Source organism: Streptomyces canus (assembly GCF_030815415.1).
Lineage (GTDB): Bacteria > Actinomycetota > Actinomycetes > Streptomycetales > Streptomycetaceae > Streptomyces > Streptomyces canus_F.
The window spans coordinates 256,833-276,441 of the sequence record NZ_JAUSWW010000001.1; the positions used below are offsets into that span (position 1 = coordinate 256,833).

Sequence of the window (19,609 nt, forward strand, 5' to 3'; positions counted from 1 at the left end):
CGCAGCCGCCTCCGGGTGCTGCGCGGGCCGGGCCTGACCGGTCGCCCGGCCCGGCCCCCGCAGCGGTACCGATTTTCCGTGTCCGTCGTCGTGCCTCCGGAAGCAACCCGTGTGCCTGATCAGCGTTTCACCCCCGAACAAGACGCCTGTGCCGAGCCGTCCTCGTCAAGAACGCCCTTGATACCTAACTAATCCGTCCCATGTTTCTCGATGAGTGGTGACATACGGCGCACCGCCGCGGTCCCCCCGACGTGCTCGCTCCACGCCTGAGCCGCATGACCATCCGTGCTTTTCTGTGAACAGCCAGGAGAGAACCATGTCCGGACCGATCAGTCGCCGCAGAGTGCTGACCGCCATGGCCGCCATGACGGTCGCCGCCGCCGTCTCACCGACCCTGGCGACAGCCGCACACGCCGCCACCTCCCCCCAGCCGCTGCCCCTTCTCCCGCTGCGGATCCCCAAGTCGGAGCTGGGCATCGAGCAGCAGTCCAACGAGAAGCTCCAGTGGCTGCAGGACGCCAAGCTGGGCATGTTCATCCACTGGGGTGTGTACTCGGGCCCGGCCAAGGGTGAGTGGCACATGGAGAACTCCGCCGTCACGCCGGAGAACTACAAGAAGTACTTCACCGAAGCGACCACCGAGCAGTTCACGGCGAGCGCCTACAAGCCGGCCGACTGGGCCCAGCTGGCCAAGGACATGGGCGCGAAGTACACCGTTCTGACGACCCGTCACCACGAGGGCTTCGCCCTGTGGCCGTCCACCCACCCGAACGCCTTCCATGCCGGACAGGCCCCGATGCAGCGGGACCTGGTCGGCGAGTACGTCACCGCCGTACGCGCCGCCGGGCTCAAGGTCGGTCTGTACTTCTCCCCGATGAGCTGGCGTTACCCCGGCTACTACGACGTCACCGGCACCAACTGCCTGCCGAACAAGTGGGGATACACCACCGATCCCGCGCACAAGGAGAACGCGCGGATCATGAAGAACGAGGTGTACCAGCAGGTCAAGGAGCTGATGACCAAGTACGGCAAGATCGACGACATCTACTTCGACGGCGGCTGGCTGGGCCAGCAAGGCCCGGACGCGGACGCCGCCTTCTTCTGGGAGCCCGGAAAGGTCCGCGACAGCGCCAATCAGTGGCCGGTGGACGCCGCCTACAGCGAGACCGACTCCGCCACCGGCAGCCCCCTCGGTGTGATGGGCCTGGTGCGCAAGCACCAACCCGACGTCGCGGTCAACCCGCGCTCCGGCTGGATGGGCGACTACATCAGCGAGGAAGGCGGTTCGATCCCCTCCGGCGCCATGCGCACCGAGCTTCTGTCGGAGAAGAACTTCACCATCTGCGGCACCTGGGGCTACAAGGCCGGCGCACCCGTGATGAGCTTCAGCACCATCATGAACATCCTGGTCAACTCCTGGGTACGCAACATGGTCTGCCTGCTCAACGTCGGTCCCGACCGGACCGGGGCGATCCCCGCCGACCAGGCCGCAGCGGTGCGCCGGGTCGGTTCCTTCCTGACCTCCTGCGGCCAGGCCGTCTACGGCACCCGCGGCGGACCCTGGCAACCGGTGGACGGCAAGTACGGCTTCACGTCCAAGGACAACACCTTCTACATCCACCTGCTGCCCGGCTACAGCGGAACCTCCTTCACCACCCCGTCGATCGGGGACGCCCAGGTCACCCGCGTCTTCGACGTCGCCGCGGGCACCGACCTCCCGTACACCGTGGGCGCCGACGGCAGGGTGACGATCACCGGCATCAACCGCACCCGCATCCCCGAGGACAGCGTCGTCGGGGTCACGCTGGACCGCTCCGTGCAGCCTGCCGACATCGCCGCCGGCAAGGCCGCGACCGCCGACAGCGAGGAGACGTCCAAGGGCAACACCGCGGCCAAGGCGGTCGACGGCTCCACCGCCACCCGCTGGTGCGCGAACGACGGCAACACCGGCCACTGGCTCAAGGTCGACCTCGGCTCGACCCGCTCGCTGACCGGCACCCGGATCGCCTGGGAACTGGACAAGACCAACTACCGGTACAAGGTCGAGGGCTCCACCGACAACAGCACGTGGACCACGCTCGTCGACAACACCGCAACCCCCAGCACGCGCCAGGTCCAGACGGCCGTGTTCCAGGCCCAGGCACGGTACGTCCGCGTCACCGTCACCGGGCTGCCCGCCGGGGTGTACGCGTCGATCCGCAACCTGGAGGTCTACGACCGTCCCTTCACCGCGGACCTGGGCACCTACAAGGTGATCAACCGCAAGAGCGGCAAGGCCCTCGACGTCTCCAACGCCTCGACCGCCGACGGCGCCACGCTCATCCAGTGGCCCTACGGCGGCGGGACCAACCAGCAGTGGAGCCTCCTGCCGAACGTTGACGGATCGTTCCTGCTGGTCAACGCCAAGAGCGGCAAGCTCCTGCAGAGCCCCAACAACACCCAGGGCTCCACCCTGAACCAGCTGTCCGACAACGGCGACGACAACCAGAGGTGGAAGCTGATCCCCTCGGCCACCAGCGGCTACCACCGGCTCGTCAACGTCCGCACCGGCTGGTGCGCCGACGTCGCCAACGCCTCCACCGCCGACGGCGCCAACGTCATCCAGTGGCCCTCCACCGGCGGGTCCAACCAGGAGTGGCAGGTCCTCGCGCTGTGACGGCGCTTGGCAGGGGCACGCCGCGGGAAGGCGCGCCCCTGCCATCCCCTCTCTTCCTGAGCCGCAACTGGAGTCAGCGCCATGGGCCTGTCCGGCCAGCCTCTCGACGCAGACGGTTCCTGAGGGTCTGTCAAACGAGCGGCCCTGTCTCACATTCGGTGATGACAGAGCGTCATCCCTACTATGCCTGGTCCGAGCTCCGAGGAAAGCAGTCGCAGACGGGTCATCGAGCGGAGCGTGCATGGTGTCGACGGTCGCTTCACTCATGCTGATCTGGGGGTGTTACTGCCAGCCACGGCAGCTACTTACCGTTACCACCGAATGTGAGACAGGGCCGTTAAATTGACACACCCCCGGCCTCTTGGGCGACCTCGCCTACCAGGCCGCCTGGCGCCGCGATCACACCACCGCAGCCACCATCCTCAACCACGCCCTGACCCGCGTTCAGAACCCCGCTGCCTGCTCCAATTGCGCCTGGCCCGCACCCTCGCCGCACGCGGCGACCGCAATGAACGCGGCGCCGTGCTACCAGCCCTCACCGCCGCGGAGCACCACCTCATCCGCTCGTCCAGCAGCGCGTCACCGTTGATCGCGACGGGTCGTCGAGCTGCGGGGCGATCAGCGCGGTGAACGCGTCGACTGGGACGCCACCGGTGATCCCCCTGGCGGCGACCCGATGCAGGAACAGCAAGCTACCCCGGTAGGCACAAGCACCCTGCCCAGCGGCACCACATATCTAGGGGGCGCGGCCTGCGTGTTTGTGGCAGATTCCGAAAGTCGTGGGCTGACGCTCGTGCGCCCGGACGCGGCCGTGCCGGTGGATCCGGCCGCGGTGTCCGTAGAGACCGGGCTCGCGGACGTCATCACCCTCCAGCGGCGGCGCGAGGCTCGGATCTCGGCGCACGATGAGGAGATTTTCTCCCTCGACACGCTGTCCGAGTACCAGTGGGCACGGGACGCGGCCTGGCGGCGGCGGCGACGCCGTTGGACGGCCTGCGCCAAGACAGGATCCTCAACGAGGCGCTGGAGACCGCCGATCCCCTCAAACTGATGCGGCTGTTCGGCATCACGGAGCAGACCGCCATGCATTACGTCGGCGTCGCCCACCCGGGGCGTACTGCGAAGCTGCCCCGATGGCCGCGCCGGTCACCCGCCAGTCAGCAGCAGCGGGTGCATGGGCAGGTGGCAGGGACGTCACGGGCCCAAGCGGGCCAACGACATCGTCGTCCAGCTCTCCGGTGAGTGCCGCCCGCCGACACCTGACAGGTCCTCAATTTCGGTGCGAACGATGGGCTACCAGGGCGGGCAGACTTGTTTTGTACCGCTGTCTGGCCAGGGCCGCGCCGACGACGCCTACCCAGCGTCCTTGCCGCGCTGCCCCTGGCTGAGGTTCGGATGAGATGTGTGCGTGAACCGAACGGTGATGGACAGGCCGCCTTCGGGGGGTGCACTGGCGGTGAGGGTGGCGTGGTGGGCATGGGTGACAGCGTGGACGATGGCGAGGCCGAGACCGTAGCCCTCGCAGTGGCCGTTACGATCGGGCGCCAGTTTCTGGAAGGGGTGAAAGAGTCGCTGGATCTGGTTGTCGCGGATGACCGGCCCGCTGTTGGTGACCGTAAGGGTCACCTGGGTGCCGGAGTTCTGGGTGGTGATCTCTACGTGCCCGTCTGGGTGGTTGTGGCGGATGGCGTTGTCGACGAGGTTGGCGACGAGGCTTTCGATCAGTCTTGGATCTCCGGCCGTCATGGCGGGCGTTAGGTGTTCGGCCAGGTCGATGCCTCGGTCTGTTGCTTGGTCGCGGCGGGAGGCGAGCACTCCTTCGACGACTTGGGCGAGGTCGAGGGTGTCCCAACGAGAGATTCCGCGCTCGCTGGTGGCGAGGACGAGGAGCGCCTTGACGAGCCGCTCTTGGTGTTCGCCGAGGGCAAGGGCCTCCTCGCAGGCCGAGCGCAGGCTGTCGGTGTCGGCGTCGGGGTCGGCGAGGGCGACTTCGAGGAGGGTGCGCAGGCCGGCGAGGGGGGTGCGTAGCTCGTGGGAGGCGTTGGCGACGAAGTGGCGTTGGGCGTCGAAGGAGGCTTGAAGGCGGGCGAACAGGTCGTCGAGGGTGTGGCCGAGTTCGGTCAGCTCGTCTGTGGGCTCGCCGAGGTCGAGGCGCCGGTGGAGGTTGCCGGCGGAGATGCTTTTGGCGGTGGTGGTGATGGCGCGTAGCGGGTGCAGGAACCGGCCGGCGACGAACCAGCCGAGTGCCAGGGCGACGGGTATCAGAATGACCAGGGCGACGGCGGATCCCGTGAGGAGGTGGGGCAGGCTGATCCCGCGCCCGGTTCCGGTGGTCACGCTCGACGAGGGGTGGCCCACGGGTGTGGCCGCATCGACGCTGGCAAGCGGGACAATGACGAGGACCAGCACGAAGACCCCGGCGGCGTAGATGCCCGCCGCGTAGGCGAGCGCGAGCCGTGTCTGCAACGACCTTCCGGCGAGCTGCTGGGAGGTCATGACGATCCAATGCGGTAGCCGCCTTCGCGGATGGTCTCGATCACGGGCGGGTTGCCGAGCTTGGCCCGCAACCGGTGCATGGTGTGCTTGACGGCGCTGCTGAAGGGGTCGGCGGCCGCGTCCCAGACTCGTTCGAGCAGCTCCTCAGCGGAGATGACCAGGCCGGGTGCGGCGAGCAGGCATTCGAGCAGGGCGAACTCCTTGGGGCTCAGCTCAAGGCGCCGGCCGGCCCGGAATGCAACTCGGCGGGCCGGATCGAGGGCGATGTCCCCGCATGCCAGGGTGGGCGGTAGCGGTGGGGTGGCGCGGCGGGCCAGGGCACGGACGCGGGCGACCAGTTCGGCGAACGCGAACGGCTTGGGCAGATAGTCGTCGGCGCCGAGGCTGAGCCCGACGACGCGGTCCTCAATCGTGTCGGACGCGGTGAGCATCAGCACGCGGGTCGCGCAGCGGCCGTGGGCGAGTTGTCGGCAGACCTCGTCCCCGTGGACGCCGGGCAGGTCGCGGTCGAGGATCACAACGTCATAGCGGGTGACGGCCAGATGGTCGAGGGCGGCGGTCCCGTCCAGGACGACGTCGACGGCCATGCCCTCGTGGCGCAGCCCGTTTCCGATGGAGCGGGCGAGGACCTCAAAGTCCTCGACGACGAGAACCCTCACCGCCCCCCACCGCCGGTCGTCGTGCGGGCGGGGCGGCCGAACCGGCCCGCGGGTCGAGGTGACATGCGCCAACGATGCCAGATCCCAGGTCTCAGCCGGGTCGCAGCAGCTGCGACCCGGCTGGAACCCGGTGCCGCGTACAACCGTCGGCATGAGTGCATTTCGAACCGTGAGCCCGCTGCGATGAGCGCCCCAGGGATTGTCGTCGTCGGACTGCGCAAGCGATATGGGGCGACCCTGGCCCTCGACGGCATGTCCTTTACCGTCCGTCCGGGTGTGGTGACCGGTCTCGTGGGGCCGAACGGGGCCGGGAAGTCCACCACGATGCGAGTGATCCTCGGCCTCGACGCGGTCGATGAGGGCACCGCACTCATCGAGGGCAAGCCGTACCACGGCCTTCGGCACCCGCTGAACCACGTCGGTTCACTGCTGGACGCCGCGGCGCTGCACCCCGGCCGCAGCGGGCGTAACCACCTGCTGTGGCTGGCGCACGCGCAGGGCCTGGCCGCGCGGCGGGTGGACCAGGTGATCGAGCAGGTCGGCCTGACCCCGGCAGCCCGGCGCAAGGCTGGCGGCTACTCGCTCGGCATGCGGCAGCGGCTCGGGATCGCCGCGGCCCTGCTGGGCGACCCGCCGATCATCATGCTCGATGAGCCGTTCAACGGTATGGACCCCGACGGCATCATCTGGATGCGCAGATTCCTGCGGTCGTTGGCCGCTCAGGGACGCGCCGTGCTGGTCTCCAGCCACCTGATGAGTGAGGTGCAGGAGACGGCCGATCATCTCGTCGTGGTCGGGCGCGGCAAGGCCGTCGCCGACGCCGACATAGCCGACCTGATCGCGGCCGCCTCCCAGAACCGGCTGGCCCTGCGGACCACGGCTGGGACGCACGCGATGAGGGTGCTCGCGCATGCCGGCGCGAGCGTGGCGGCCACGGGCCGCGACACCATTACCGTCGCCGGTCTGCCTGCGGAACGGATCGTGACGCTCCTCAGCCAGAGCGCGGTGCCGTTCTCCGAGGTATCAGCACACCGCGCCACCCTTGAGGACGTCTACCTGGAGCTCACCGGCAGGGCGGTCGAGTTCCGCGCCGCAACGCCCACGGAGGTCTCGCAGTGACCGCCACGCTCACGCCGTCCCGTTCCGGGCAGCGGGCTGGGCGCAACGGCTTTGTCCAAGTAGTGCACGCGGAGTGGACCAAGTTCCGAACCGTCCGCGGCTGGGTGACCGGCATGATGGCGGCGCCACTGATGATGGTGCTGTTCGCCCTGCTCGCCGGGATCAGCGGCAACCAGAAGGGCTCACCACCCGTTCCGATCGGACCGGGCGGTGGGCCGGTCACCGACAGCTTCTACTTTGTGCACCAGCCACTCGCCGGAAACGGCAGCATCACCGTCTCCGTCTCCGCGCTCAAGAGCAGCATCCCCAAGGGTCCCGGGAACCTGTGGCCCGGCACCGTGCCGTGGGCGAAGGCCGGGCTCATCATCAAGGAAAGCACCCGCCAGGGATCGCCCTACGCGGCGATCATGGCCACCGGCAGCCACGGCGTACGGATGCAAGACGGCTACGTCAACGACACGGCCGGCCTCCCCGGTCCGGTCTCCGCCGAGTCCCCCCGCTGGCTGCGGCTGGACCGTTCGGGCGACACGATCACCGGCTATGCCTCCACCGACGGCACGAAATGGACCAAGGTGGGCACCGCGCAGGTGAGCGGGCTCGGCTCGACCGCGCAGGTAGGGCTGTTTGTCGCCTCCCCGCCTCACGTGGGCGGCGGGGGCACGTCCGGCAGTGTTTCCACGGCCACCTTCGGGGATCTTCGTACCCAGGAGGGCTGGGCCGGTGGCAACTGGACAGGCGGTCAGGTGGGAGCCAGATCCCCCAGCTTCGCCGGCTACCCGGAGAACGTCTCGGGTTCGTTCACGGGATCCGGCGCCCGGTTCACAGTGACCGGTGCCGGCGACATAGCGCCCGCGGTCCGCGACAGCCTGCCGACCGGCGGCCACCTCCGGGACATCCTCGCCGGCACGTTCGCCGCGCTGATCGCGGTGATCGTCGTGGGGGCGCTGTTCATCACCGAGGAGTACCGGAACAAGATGGTCCACCTCACCCTGGCCGCGAGTCCGAGGCGGAGCCGAGTGCTGGTGGCCAAGGCGATCGTGTTGTGGGCCGTCACCTTCGTCGCCGGGTTGGTGGGGGCGATCCTCGCGATTCCGCTCGGTGAGCGGCTCGCCCGGGGCAACGGCGTCTACATCTTCCCGGTGTCGTCCTCGACCGAACTGCGGGTGGAGCTCGGGACCGCGGCGCTGCTCGCGACCGCCTCGGTCCTGGCCCTCTCCGTCGGCGCCATCTTCCGGCACAGTGCGGGCCCGGTCACCACGGTCATCGTGGCCATCGTGCTGCCCTACATCCTGATCGCCATCCCGTTCATGCCCGCAAGCGTGTCGACGGCAGTGGCCACGGTGACACCGGGCGCAGCTTTCGCCGTCCAACAGACGCTTGTGCCATATGACCAGGTCGCAAGCAACTACACGCCCTACTACGGCTACTACCCGCTGGCGCCATGGGCCGGGTTCGCCGTCCTGGCCGGCTACGCGGTGGCAAGTCTGGCCGTGGCCGCCATCCTTCTCAACAGGAGGGACGCATGAGACTGGCATTGCACGCGGAATGGACGAAGATGCGGACCGTCGCCAGCCCTCTATGGCTGCTGTTAGGTACCGTCGCGGCGACGGTGGCCCTGAGCACCGTGGCGACCTCGGTGGTGAACTGCACGGCCAGTGGCTGTGGCGGCGACACGACCAAGCTCACCCTCATGGGCGTCTACCTCGGCCAGGCGCTGGTCACCATCCTGGCAGTGCTGATCATCAGCGGCGAGTACAGCACGGGCATGATCCGCATCACCCTGACGACGGTGCCGCGGCGAGCCACCGCCTTCGCGGCCAAGGCCATCACTCTCACCGGAGTCGTGGCCGTCGGCGGAACGGTCGCCGTCCTCGGGTCAGTGCTCGCCGGGCGGCTCATCCTGCCCGACCTCGGCGACCAGGCCCTGTCCCTGTCCGACGGGCCGACGCTGCGCGCGGTCTTCGGGACGGTCCTCTACCTGATTCTGATCGGTCTTCTGAGCCTCGGTGTCGCGACCGCCGTGCGGGACTCCGCCACCAGCGTCGGGGTCGTCCTCGGCCTGCTGTACATCGTCCCGATCGTCTCCCAGACCATCAGCGACCCGGACTGGCAGCGCCTGCTCGAGAAGATCGCGCCGATGAGCGCCGGGCTCGCCGTCCAGGCCACCACCGATCTCGGCAGCCTGCCCATCAGCCCCTGGGCCGGCCTCGGCGTGACCGCCGGGTGGGCCGCCGCGGCGCTGCTGGCTGGCGGCCTGCTGCTGCGCATACGTGACGCCTGAACGCCCTCTCCGGCCAGCCGTCTCCGCCCCCGCTGCAAGCGGCTACCTGTTGCTCACGCTCTTCGCCCTGGCACTCGCCTGGATCGCGATCGGGCTGGGCATGGCCAGCCCGACCGCCGTCCAGCAACAGCGCGATGCCGCTGATCCTCCTGTCGCGCATCTCCACTGCGTTCACCCCGATCGACGCGATGCCGGGGTGGTTCCAGCCGATCGCCAAGTACCAGCCGTTCACGCCCGCCATCGAGACTCTGCGCGTCCTCCTCCTCGGCACCCAAATCGGCCACAACGGGTGGCTCATGGTCGCCTGGTCCATCCCGAGCCCGCTCGCCAGAAGCCGTCCAACGGCTACTCGCGTGCGGGTTCTTGCCCTCAGCCATCCGAGATTCCGCGAACCCGAGCGTTTCCGACCGCACAGCGCAGAAGATCCGCCGCCAGGAACAGGGCCATCAGTACGCCGAAGCCCAACTCATCGCGCTCGGGGCTCCAGTGCCGCGGGCCGGGTGCAACCCGGCCGTCTGGCTTCGGGAGGCCCTGGTCGCGGTCGGGGCCCGCAACGTACGCCACCGCGGAGCGCACCGCTACGTATGGCGGCTCGGGCGAAGCGGGCGCGAGCGTGAGCAGATCAAGCTCGGCATCCCCGCCCAGCGGCCCTATCCCAAACAGCCCGACCCCGAACCGATCGCGGTCTGAGGGCTGTCCAGCCGCGCAGTCCGCAGTGCCCGCCGCGGTCGCCCGTTTCACGGGATGCCCCCTATCCCGCCCACCAGAAAGAGGAAGTCGGGTCGACCCGCTTGGCGAGATGGTAGTGCAGCCGAGCCTCCTCGTCGTCTCCGCGCAACCGCAGCACCCGAGCCAGGTGGGCGTGTACATCGGCCCAGAAGGGCTGGTGGTCGTACATCGCGACGGCGGCGTGACGTGTGAGGTACGTGGGGTCGCTTTCCAGCACCGCACGCAACTCGCGCTCTGCGGAGACCAGGTGGCCCAGCCCTTCGTGGCACAGGGCGATGTGGATACGTGTGGTCAGGCCATGGTAGCGGGAGACACCGGAAAGCATGTCGAGTGCTTCGGCGTAACGCTCCATCGCCAGAAGGGCGTTGCCTGCCAGGGCGCGGGCCCCCTGGTGGGCGCTGTCGGCCTGGAGCGCGCGCTGCGCCCACTCCAGGCTTTCGTCGAAGTCCCGCCGGTGCGAAGCCACGCAGCCGACGCTGTAGAGGGCCTCTGCCGAGTCCGGGGTGAGGGCAGCGCCTGCTGGTACGCGTCCTCGGCACCGTCCAACTCCCGCTGGGCGAGCAGCGTGTCGCCACGCTCGATCGCCTCTCTCATACGTCGTTGGCGTAAGCGTTTGGATGTACCGCCGCCGAACATACGACCTCCTCCGGAGCGACGTGGTCACAACACCACGGTCCAACTGAAAGGTGATCTCTACGCTGCGTTTGCCGAGCGGGGCGCTGCCGATCAGATGGATCGGCTCAGAGAGCCACCACAGATGGGACGAGCCGTGATGGGCGGTCGGCTGGATCTGGTGGTCGAGTCTCTCGTCAGCACGTTCTCGACGGCTGCCGACAGTGCGTGGATTGGTATGCGACAAGTCTTCGGCGGCATGACGACCAACTCCCCCGTGAGGCAACGACGTCGCGCCCCCGTGGAGGAATGGTAGAGGGTTGCCGTGATCGCTCGCGAGTCTCTGGAGACGAGGATGAGAGTGCGGTAGGTCCGCTGGTTCCGATCCCGTCGTCGCGGGTTCAGCCTCCCGGTTCATTGCGTGCCCAGGCAGGAACGATTTCGTGACGGCGGGAACTGTTGTCTTGCCAAGTTTGAGGGCTGCGTTTTCCCTGGCGGGGCATAGGAGCCGCGATCTCGTGGGAGTGATGGTTGTTGTGTCGTGGCTCCCGCGGAGCTTGAGGATACCGTCGCTCGTCGCACTGCTGAACAACACGAACTCTCCGCTCGGCGCCGGGTGGACGAGCTTCAAGGAGCAAGCCGACCGTATCCAGGCCGAGTTGCCCCAGCTGACGTCCACGAAGCCTTCCGCAAACTCGTCTGCTGCCTGATCGCTCACCGGCAGCTCGGCGTATTGCGCTGCCATCGATAAAGGACACCGCGCGCTGGGCACTGTTGTCGAACGCATCTTGCCTGGCAAGCGTCCTATGAAATGGTCACGGCATGCTGCATTTCACACCTGTCGTGCTGGAGGTGCAACCGACGGAGGTCTTGCAGTGCAGCGATGGGAAAGGGGTGCTGAACCCACTTCGCCAGATAGCCGTCCTCGCCGTGGACCTCCAGTACTGACTGAGCGGCCTCCAGGACGACGTGTCCGAGAAGGCCTCGCGGCTGCGTGGAGCCCCAGACGAGCGTGCCTTCCTGGTCGGGCGCATCGAAGCTCGCGGACATGTCAGGGAAGCGGTAGATGGACAGATCATCTTCCGGACCCCTGCCTCGCAGAATCCACCTCACTTCAGCCGGTTCCAGGTCAAAGGAGAAGCGCTGGACAGGTGTGGGGCCGTACAAACCCGCCACACCGTGAAGCACGTCGGCAAGAGCATCCGTGCAGTAGCTGACGATGTCCTTCCGCTCCGAAGAGCCGTCCTTGATGCGGCACGTCGCCCAGCCGCTGCCGCTCAGTTCCCAACTGAACCGGAGCCCATTGGTCATCCCGCCCCTCCCGGTGATCGCCACCGAAGACGGTACAGCCCAGAGGCAGGCGGATCCCCTCGCGTCCAACACAACCAACGACGAAGGCCTCGTACCACTGGAGTACTACGTTCGCACGACAACGCCCCCGATCGAAGGACCGGGGGCGCCCCGACCCCGCCCCATCCGCCTGGCAGCAGGAATTGGGGAGGCCGTCTCGGGCGGCCGCGCTCGTCCCGCTACCGGCGCACCGCTGCGGCCGGTAGCGGGGGTTCATGGCCGCTGAGCTGTATTACTGCGGGCCTCGCCGCGTACGCGGCGGCGGGCTGCCGGGCGGATCTGGTCCCGGAGCTGGGGGCGTACTGTCTACGCTCATTTGCGTTCCCCTCCCTTCGCGGGGTTCGGGAGCCTGACGTCTCGGTCACTCGGCCTTTCCAGGGGTGACGGTGGCCGAGACGTCAGCCGCGTTCGTTCGTGGGTTGCGGCAGCTGGCTCCGGCGTTCACCCTCGGGACACACCGGGCAGACATCCAGGCCGGCCAGGAGCGGCATCATCTGCTGGCTGCGATGCACCGGGCAGTACCTCCGGCCGCGGATCTGGTCGGTGCGGTACTCGTCCTCGGCTAGATCCCTGCTGGTGGGGGTTGGTTGTCGGGTGCTGGCTGCCATGGGTGCTCCTAGTTGTTGTCGTCCGGGGGCGGAGTGGGCGGATCGTCGGGCGGTTGAGGCACGGGCGGCCAGGTCATGACCGTCGCGCTCCCGACCGTTGCAAGGGTGCGCCGCATGGGTCCCTCCCTTCTGAATAGGGCCGACTTCTGATCAGAGTCGGTCGATGGCTTGACCTTCCTTGCGCACCCGTCCCGGGCGCTCGACCTGTCCAGGGCTGGGGGACCCGGGGCGGGAGTTCATGTACCGGACCTGTCGAATCAGGGGTGGCAGGTGCAGCCGCAACGGCGCTGGATCAGCACCCCGTTACCTGTGGGGAGCGGGATGTCCTCGCTCTGGCGGCAGGTCTCGTGCAGATACTCGTATCCGTCCCGCTGCGCGAGCGTGCATTCCGCCGACAGCGCCGGGGCCTCGGCAGCGGGCCTGGTCATGGCAGATCGTCGCCGTCGGCAGTGACGTGACCCAGGAGCGCGAACTCACACACGGCGGCCAGGCTGCACAAGCCGTGCGGTCTGGTGATCGGCACCGCCCAGTACGAGGCCAGCGACTCCTGGTCCAACTCGGTGTGGTCGGTGCGCGGTACGCCGAGGTAGGCGCCGTCACCCAGGTACCCCATGCCGGGGGCTGTCCGCACCTGCCCGCTGCCGGGCAGCACCAAGGCGTAGTACCGGTCGAAGCCGGGGTCGTGGATGACCGGGCCCCGCAGGCATTCGGCGAGGCGAACGTTCACGGTGGGCCGGTCGTGGCTTGCGGCCGCAGCACGGACCATGGCACCGGGGATGCGGACCACGGCAAAATGCCTTCCGAGTGGCAGCAGCGTTACCGTCAGCTCCTGCCACTCCATACGAGCCCGGTCCCGGCCCGCGCCGGCAAGGCCGGACAACAGCCAGCGTTCGGTCTCGACTCCTCGTTCGGCACGAGGGCGCACGAGCACGCCGGGCCGTGTCTCCGCTGGCGGCTGGGCCCGGTCAAGTGCGCTGTGCGAGTTGTCCATGTGGCGATGCTCGCCGCCCTGACCAGCAGTGCGGGAGTGTGTACGGGGCATGAGCCGCGTTGGCAGCTTCACACACTGTGTGAACCGACTGTCGGTACCCTCCACACACTGAGTGAATCGGGGGCACCGATGGAGCCGAACACACAGCTGGACGCCCTCATGTACGAGGCCGGAATGTCCCGCGTGGGACTCGCCACGCGGATCAACCGCGCGGCAGCAGCACAAGGGACACAGATGCGCTACGACCACAGCTCCGTCATCCGCTGGCTCCGGGGCCAACGCCCCCGCGGCCGCACCCCGGAGATCATCGCCGACGTCCTCGGCGCCCGGCTCGGCCGGCGCCTCAGTCTCGACGACATCGGCATGGGCGCCCCGTCCACGCCCCAGCCCGCCGGTACGCCGCTAGACGGGTTCATCGGAAAGGCCACTGCCCTCTGGCGGGGCGATCACCAGCAGCGCGAGGACCTCCAGAAGGCACCCGTCATCACCGGTCTGCCCGCCGTGGGGCCCGTGTGGGAGTGGGAGAACCCGCCGGACGACACCGACGTCAGCAGCCGCGGCACGATCCGGGTGGGCCTCCCCGACGTCGATCAGCTGCGGACCGCGCGGAGCCACTATGAGCAGATGTACCGAAAGATCGGCGGCGTCGCGACACGATCCCGCGTGCTGCGATTCCTGGCGGAGGACACGGCACCGCTCATGCGGGGCAGCTACTCCGACCAGACCGGACGCGAGCTGCACCGTGCAGTCGGCGGACTGGTCGCAGTCGCTGGAATCTGTGCGTACGACTCGAACGCACAGGGCCTCGCACAGCGCTACTACCACCAGGCCCTCCGGCTCGCAAAAGCCAGCGGCGACCGCACGTTCGGCGGATACGTGATAGCGCTCCTGGTCAACCACTCGCTCTTCATGGGCGAGTACCGCCAGGCCGTCGCTTTCGCTGAAGCCGGCCTGCGCACCGCAGGAGCAGCGATCAGCCCCGCCCTCGCCAGCGACCTGCACGCCATGCAGGCCAAGGCATTCGCCCGCATGGGAGACCACGCCGGGGCGCGCCGGGCCATCTCCGCCGCCGAGACAGCCTCCGGGCAGATCCGGCCCGATGAAGAGCCGGCCGAGACCGGCTACGTACAGCCTGGCCTGCTGGAGAACGCCCTCGCCGACACCCTCATGCGGCTCGGCGATACCGGGCCAGCGCAGCAGTACGCCGCCGAGGCCGTCGCGACACACACCCACGCCCGCGGCAAGGTCCACCGTCTCGCGACCCTGGCCGACTGCGAACTACGCGCCGGCGAAGTCGACCAGGCGGCCGGCACAGCGGTGCGGATGCTGGACACCGCGCAGGGCATGGAGTCACAGCGGCTGTACGACCGGCTTGCCGGGGTACGCAGGTCCCTGTCCGCCACACGGAGCACTGCGGTTACCGACGTCGTCGACCGCATTGACGACGCGCTGCGCATCCCGCTGTAGCCGGTGTGCTGGGATGGATGGCGTACCCGACGAGAGGCTAGATCGTGTCCGTGTGGCAGAACCTGAGCGAGCGCACCGTGTACGAGAACCGGTGGGTCACGGTCGCGATGGCGGATGTGGCACTGCCCGACGGCCGGCACCTGGACCACACCGTCATCCGGCTGCGCCCGGTAGCCGTCGCCACGGTGGTGAACGAGGCGAACGAGGTACTCCTGCTGTGGCGGCACCGGTTCATCACCGACGCCTGGGGGTGGGAACTCCCCTCGGGTGGCACCGGCGAGGGTGAGGATCCCGCGGTCGCGGCCGCGAGAGAGTTCGAGGAGGAGACCGGGTGGCGTCCGGGCCCGATGCAACTCCTGCTCGCCGTCGATCCCATGCCGGGGATCTCAACGAGTCACCATCGCGTGTACTGGTCGGACCAGGCCGAGCAGGTACGGGACGTGCCGGTCGACGCGATCGAATCTGCACGCCGCGAGTGGGTGCCGCTGGAAAAGATCCCCGAGCTGATCGCGCGCGGCGAGGTCCGGTCGGCGAACGCGGTCGCTGCACTCCTGATGCTGCGCCACCTCCGACTCGGCTAGGAGCTGTCCGGCCGATCATGTGCGGAGCCAGATGACGAGGGCGGCGGCCGTGGCCGTGCCGAGGTAGACGTAGCCGCGCTTGTCGTAGCGGGTGGCCACCGCCCGGTGCTGCTTCAAGCGGTTGATGGCCCGCTCAACGGTGTTGCGCTTCTTGTACCGTTCTTCGTCGAATCCCGGTGGCCGTCCGCCGCGTGAGCCCTTGCGCAGGCGGGCGGCCTGGCTGTCGGACTTCTCCGGGATCGTGTGCCGGATGCCCCGTTTCCGCAGGTACTGGCGGCACGGCCCGTTGCTCTAGGCCTTGTCCGCCGCGACGCTGTCGGGCTTCTTGCGGGGCCTGCCCGGCCCGAGTTTGGGGACGCGAATCTTCTCCAGCAGGGGCTGGAACTGGGTGCAGTCGGCCCTCTGACCTGGTGTGACGATCAAGGACAGAGGGCGGCATCGTCCGTCTGCGCTCAGGTGGAGCTTGGTAGTGAACCCGCCGCGCGAGCGGCCCAGGCCCTCACCTCCAGCACCACCTCCACCAGGCGGGCGACGAGACTCTGCCACGGTGCCTCGGCCTGGTGTTCTGGGACTTCGTCCCCCTTTGATGTGGGGGCCGGCGACGCGTCGGTGCGGGCTCCGGCCGCGTGCTGATGCGCCCGCACGATCGTGGAGTCGACCGAGATGTCCCAGTCGATCTCACCCGCTTCGTCGGCAGCGGCCTGGACCTGCTGGAGCAGACGCTCCCACGTCCCGTCGCCCGACCACAGCCGGTGGCGTTCGTAGACGGTCTTCGACGGCCCGAACCGTTCGGGCAGGTCACGCCAGTGAACACCGGTCCGAACCCGGTGCAGAATCCCGTCGATCACCTGCCGATGATCCCGCCACCTGCCGCAACGCCTGTTGCTGACCGGCAGGAACGGCCGCAACCGTTCCCACTCGGCATCACTCAGATCACCCCGCCCCATGCCCACATCAACGACCCGAGCAGGACCTAGTCACAAGATCGGGCGGACAGCTCCTAGTCGTCCGCGATCATGACGATGTCGAGCGTTCGCGGGCCGTGCACACCCTCCACCGGCATGGCTGCGGCGACAGTGGTGAGCACGGCGTCCGCCGTGTCGAGCTGTCGGACCGTGAGCGGTGGAACGTCATCCAACCGGGACCAGGGTCCTTCGGGTACCAGGTCTTCAGGGAAACCCGGGGGCACGACAAGGGACCTCGCTCCGGTGCGCGTCAGCGCGCGGCCTACGGCGGCGGCATCGGACGGCGGAACGCGGACTACGGTGGCGCGGTAGTCGGCGGCGCGTTCGATGAACAGCTCGACGACGTCCAGCCCCGCCTGCTGGGAGCGCGGTTCGTGCGGGACGGGGTCGCTGTCGGGGGTTTCGGCACCCGATACGTCGGCCAGCGCGCTCCGGATGTCGCCCAGTACGGTGTCGCGGCCGGTCATCGGCCCTTCCCTTCCATCGTCGTACGGTCTTCTTCTCTCGTCCGTCGCCACCAGGCGCGCAGGGACTCGCGGGCCGGTGCGGGGGTGTCACGGGTGCCGGACCAGCGGGCGAGCGGGCCGGGCAGGGCTCCGATCCGACCGTCGCGGGTCATCGGCCGGGCGCCGAGGGCGGCGAGTCGCTGGACCGCCGCCAGCCGCCTCGGGGAGGACAGCACCGCGCCTGCGGCCTTCATGGCGAGCGCCTCGGGGGTGGGCAGCAGCCGGTCCCGGCGCTTGGCCTCCACGGCCTTGGCCCGCAGATGGACGAGCACCTCGGGAATGTCGATCTTTACCGGGCAGGCGTCGTAGCACGCGCCGCACAGGGTGGAGGCGAAGGGCAGCGAGGCCGCGTTCTCCACGCCGACGAGCTGTGGGGTGAGCACGGCGCCGATCGGACCGGGGTACACCGAGCCGTAGGCGTGGCCGCCGGTGCGCTCGTACACCGGGCACACGTTCAGACAGGCCGAACAGCGGATGCAGGACAGCGCCTGGCGGCCCACCTCGTCGGCCAGGGTCGCGCTGCGGCCGTTGTCGAGGAGGACCAGATGGAAGTCCTGCGGCCCGTCGCCCTCGGTGACGCCCGTCCACAACGAGGTGTACGGGTTCATCCGCTCGCCCGTGGACGAGCGGGGCAGCAGCTGGAGGAAGACGTCCAGGTCGGAGAAGGAGGGCAGGACCTTCTCGATGCCCATGACGGTGATCAGTGTCTCCGGCAGGGTCAGGCACATCCGCCCGTTGCCCTCCGACTCCACAACCACCACCGTTCCGGTGTCGGCGGCGGCGAAGTTGGCGCCGGAGACGGCGACCTTGGCGCGCAGGAACTTCTCCCGCAGATGGAGCCGGGCCGCTTCGGCCAGGTCCCGCGGGTCGTCGGTGAGTCCCTCGGGGGCCGGACGGCCCCACTTCCCCATCTCCCGCCGGAAGATCTCGCGGATCTCGGAGCGGCCCCGGTGGATAGCCGGTACCAGGATGTGCGAGGGCCGGTCACCGCCCAGCTGCACGATCAGTTCGGCGAGATCGGTCTCGTACGCGCGGATGCCCGCTTCGGCGAGCGCCTCGTTGAGACCGATCTCCTGGGTCGCCATCGACTTGACCTTGACGATCTCGCTCTCGCCGGTCGCCTGCACCAGCCGCGTGACGATGCGGTTCGCCTCGGCCGCGTCCGCCGCCCAGTGGACCGTGCCGCCGGCGGCGGTCACCGTCTCCTCCACCCGCAGGAGATGGCGGTCGAGGTGACGCAGGGTGCGGCGCTTGACGGCCGCCGCCGTCTCCCGCAGGCCCTCCCAGTCGTCGAGCTCGGCGGTGACCGCCAGCCGCCGGTCCCGGATGGTGCCGGTGGCCCGGCGCAGGTTCACGCGCAGCCGTGTGTCGGCGAGCGCGGCGCGCGCCGCCTCGGGGAAGGGCGGGGTGCCCAGCCACACGACGTTGTCGGCGCCGCTCACCGTACGTTCCTTTCCGTGGAGGCCAGGATCTCGGCCAGGTGCATCGTGCCGACGCCGGTACGCAGCCGGGACAGGCCGCCGCCGATATGCGTCAGGCAGGAGTTGTCGCCCGCGCACAGGTACTCGGCGCCGGTGTCCAGGACATGGCGCATCTTGTCGGCCAGCATCGCGTTGGACACGTCCGCGTTCTTCAGCGCGAAGGTGCCGCCGAAGCCGCAGCAGGACTCCGCGTCGGGCAGCTCGACCAGGTCGATGCCCTTCACCGCGCGCAGCAGCCTGAGCGGCCGGTCGCCGACACGCAGCATGCGCAGCGAGTGACAGGTCGGGTGATAGGTGACCCGGTGCGGGAAGTGGGCGCCGACGTCCGTGACGCCGAGGACGTCGACGAGGAGTTCCGACAGCTCGTACACCGTCGGCACCACCCGCTCGACCGCCTCGGTGAGCGCGGAGTCCCCCAACTGGGCGGCTACCACCCGGTGATGGTCGCGCACCATGCCCGCGCAGGACCCGGAAGGGGTGACCACGGCGTCGTAGCCGTCGAAGACCTCCGCGAATCGGCGCACCATGGGCAGGGTCTCGGGGCGGTAGCCGGTGTTGAAGTGCATTTGGCCGCAGCAGGTCTGGCCCTGCGGGAACTCCACGGTGTGGCCGAGCCGTTCCAGCAGTTCGGTCACCGCGCGGCCGGTGCGGGGGAACATCATGTCGTTGAAACAGGTGATGAAGAGAGCTATGCGCATGGTGCTTCCTGAGCGGCCGGTGAGCCGGTGAAAGTCAGGCCGTAGGTCCGCAGGGCGGTCTTGGTGAAGACCCCGCGGCGTTCGGCGGGATGAAGCGCGGCCATCAACTCCCTTGCGCTGGAGATGACTTCGGCGTAGGTGGCGGCCAGCCGGCAGACGGGCCAGTCGGAGCCGAACATCAGCCGCCGCGGACCGAAAGCGTCCAGCACCGTGTCCGCATACGGCCGGAGGTCCTCGACGCTCCACCGGTCCCGGTCGGCCTCGGTCACCATGCCGGAGAGCTTGCAGACGGTGTTGGGCAGCGAGGCCAGCAGGCCAACCGCGTCCGCCCATGGCCGCAGCTCGCCCGAGGCGACGGGGGGCTTGCCCGCGTGGTCGAGTACGAAGGTGAGGCCGGGAAGCAGTCGGTG

The 19,609-nt window shown here is 68.8% G+C and carries 18 protein-coding genes and 3 pseudogenes; 8 read left to right on the top strand and 13 right to left on the bottom strand.

The features are described from left to right. Nucleotides 1-316 precede the first annotated feature (316 nt). Nucleotides 317-2,656 (top strand): alpha-L-fucosidase, encoded by a 2,340-nt coding sequence (locus QF037_RS01180; RefSeq protein WP_307020920.1) that lies wholly within the window; start codon nucleotides 317-319, stop codon nucleotides 2,654-2,656. Nucleotides 2,657-3,212: 556 nt separating this feature from the next. On the opposite strand, the gene QF037_RS01185 is transcribed toward QF037_RS01180, so the two are convergent. From QF037_RS01185 to QF037_RS01195, 3 genes are all read right to left on the bottom strand, one after another. Beyond that, complete coding sequence (locus QF037_RS01185) at nucleotides 3,213-3,347, bottom strand: hypothetical protein (protein WP_307020923.1); 135 nt, start codon at nucleotides 3,345-3,347, stop codon at nucleotides 3,213-3,215. A gap of 662 nt (nucleotides 3,348-4,009) precedes the next feature. Continuing rightward, complete coding sequence (locus tag QF037_RS01190) at nucleotides 4,010-5,152, bottom strand: sensor histidine kinase (RefSeq protein WP_307020925.1); 1,143 nt, start codon at nucleotides 5,150-5,152, stop codon at nucleotides 4,010-4,012. Then, complete coding sequence (locus tag QF037_RS01195) at nucleotides 5,149-5,811, bottom strand: response regulator transcription factor (protein WP_307020927.1); 663 nt, start codon at nucleotides 5,809-5,811, stop codon at nucleotides 5,149-5,151. Before QF037_RS01195 ends, QF037_RS01190 begins: the two co-directional genes overlap by 4 nt. Before the next feature lie 183 nt (nucleotides 5,812-5,994). On the opposite strand from QF037_RS01195, the gene QF037_RS01200 reads away from it, so the two are divergent. The 5 genes and pseudogenes from QF037_RS01200 to QF037_RS01220 all read left to right on the top strand — a co-directional run bounded on the left by QF037_RS01200 (nucleotide 5,995) and on the right by QF037_RS01220 (nucleotide 9,901). Then, nucleotides 5,995-6,930, top strand: a complete 936-nt coding sequence (locus QF037_RS01200; protein ID WP_307020929.1) for an ATP-binding cassette domain-containing protein — start codon at nucleotides 5,995-5,997, stop codon at nucleotides 6,928-6,930. Then, nucleotides 6,927-8,456, top strand: coding sequence for an ABC transporter permease subunit (locus tag QF037_RS01205; RefSeq protein ID WP_307020931.1), 1,530 nt, complete (start codon nucleotides 6,927-6,929; stop codon nucleotides 8,454-8,456). The genes QF037_RS01200 and QF037_RS01205 overlap by 4 nt, the downstream gene beginning before the upstream one ends. Beyond that, entirely contained in the window at nucleotides 8,453-9,211 is a 759-nt protein-coding gene (locus QF037_RS01210) for an ABC transporter permease (protein WP_307020933.1), read from the top strand. Before QF037_RS01205 ends, QF037_RS01210 begins: the two co-directional genes overlap by 4 nt. A 49-nt stretch (nucleotides 9,212-9,260) precedes the next feature. After that, nucleotides 9,261-9,525 (top strand): annotated as a pseudogene (locus QF037_RS01215) (ABC transporter permease); the annotation flags it as partial. Nucleotides 9,526-9,574: 49 nt separating this feature from the next. Beyond that, on the top strand, nucleotides 9,575-9,901 hold the full coding sequence (locus tag QF037_RS01220; RefSeq protein WP_307037811.1) for a hypothetical protein: 327 nt from the start codon (nucleotides 9,575-9,577) through the stop codon (nucleotides 9,899-9,901). 61 nt (nucleotides 9,902-9,962) lie between these two features. On the opposite strand, the gene QF037_RS01225 is transcribed toward QF037_RS01220, so the two are convergent. The 5 genes from QF037_RS01225 to QF037_RS01245 form a co-directional block, all read right to left on the bottom strand. Continuing rightward, the gene (locus QF037_RS01225; RefSeq protein WP_307020935.1) at nucleotides 9,963-10,406 is read right to left on the bottom strand and encodes a hypothetical protein; all 444 of its coding nucleotides are present in this window, start codon (nucleotides 10,404-10,406) and stop codon (nucleotides 9,963-9,965) included. A 950-nt stretch (nucleotides 10,407-11,356) separates the two neighbouring features. Then, a complete protein-coding gene (locus QF037_RS01230; RefSeq protein WP_307020937.1) occupies nucleotides 11,357-11,863 on the bottom strand; it encodes a hypothetical protein in 507 nt (168 codons plus the stop codon). Nucleotides 11,864-12,300: 437 nt separating this feature from the next. Beyond that, nucleotides 12,301-12,510, bottom strand: a complete 210-nt coding sequence (locus QF037_RS01235) for a hypothetical protein (protein ID WP_307020939.1) — start codon at nucleotides 12,508-12,510, stop codon at nucleotides 12,301-12,303. Nucleotides 12,511-12,767: 257 nt separating this feature from the next. Then, nucleotides 12,768-12,938: a hypothetical protein gene (locus QF037_RS01240; RefSeq protein ID WP_307020941.1), complete on the bottom strand. Its 171-nt coding sequence runs from the start codon at nucleotides 12,936-12,938 to the stop codon at nucleotides 12,768-12,770. Then, nucleotides 12,935-13,501, bottom strand: coding sequence for a hypothetical protein (locus tag QF037_RS01245; RefSeq protein WP_307020943.1), 567 nt, complete (start codon nucleotides 13,499-13,501; stop codon nucleotides 12,935-12,937). Before QF037_RS01245 ends, QF037_RS01240 begins: the two co-directional genes overlap by 4 nt. Before the next feature lie 129 nt (nucleotides 13,502-13,630). Between QF037_RS01245 and QF037_RS01250 the strand changes: the two genes are divergently transcribed. Both QF037_RS01250 and QF037_RS01255 read left to right on the top strand, forming a co-directional pair. Next, nucleotides 13,631-14,968 carry a transcriptional regulator gene (locus QF037_RS01250; protein ID WP_307020945.1) on the top strand — a complete coding sequence of 446 codons (1,338 nt, stop codon included), beginning with the start codon at nucleotides 13,631-13,633 and terminating at the stop codon, nucleotides 14,966-14,968. Nucleotides 14,969-15,012: 44 nt separating this feature from the next. Then, nucleotides 15,013-15,549, top strand: a complete 537-nt coding sequence (locus QF037_RS01255) for an NUDIX hydrolase (protein ID WP_307020947.1) — start codon at nucleotides 15,013-15,015, stop codon at nucleotides 15,547-15,549. Between the two features lie 15 nt (nucleotides 15,550-15,564). On the opposite strand, the pseudogene QF037_RS01260 reads toward QF037_RS01255, so the two are convergent. The 5 genes and pseudogenes from QF037_RS01260 to QF037_RS01280 form a co-directional block, all read right to left on the bottom strand. After that, a pseudogene (locus tag QF037_RS01260) lies at nucleotides 15,565-16,496 on the bottom strand (IS5 family transposase). A gap of 53 nt (nucleotides 16,497-16,549) precedes the next feature. Next, nucleotides 16,550-16,981 carry a hypothetical protein gene (locus QF037_RS01265; protein WP_307020949.1) on the bottom strand — a complete coding sequence of 144 codons (432 nt, stop codon included), beginning with the start codon at nucleotides 16,979-16,981 and terminating at the stop codon, nucleotides 16,550-16,552. Then, nucleotides 16,978-18,462: a LutB/LldF family L-lactate oxidation iron-sulfur protein gene (locus QF037_RS01270; protein ID WP_307020951.1), complete on the bottom strand. Its 1,485-nt coding sequence runs from the start codon at nucleotides 18,460-18,462 to the stop codon at nucleotides 16,978-16,980. Before QF037_RS01270 ends, QF037_RS01265 begins: the two co-directional genes overlap by 4 nt. After that, complete coding sequence (locus QF037_RS01275) at nucleotides 18,459-19,199, bottom strand: (Fe-S)-binding protein (RefSeq protein WP_307020953.1); 741 nt, start codon at nucleotides 19,197-19,199, stop codon at nucleotides 18,459-18,461. Before QF037_RS01275 ends, QF037_RS01270 begins: the two co-directional genes overlap by 4 nt. After that, a pseudogene (locus tag QF037_RS01280) lies at nucleotides 19,190-19,606 on the bottom strand (amidohydrolase family protein); the annotation flags it as partial. The gene QF037_RS01275 and the pseudogene QF037_RS01280, both read right to left, overlap by 10 nt. Nucleotides 19,607-19,609 lie beyond the last annotated feature (3 nt).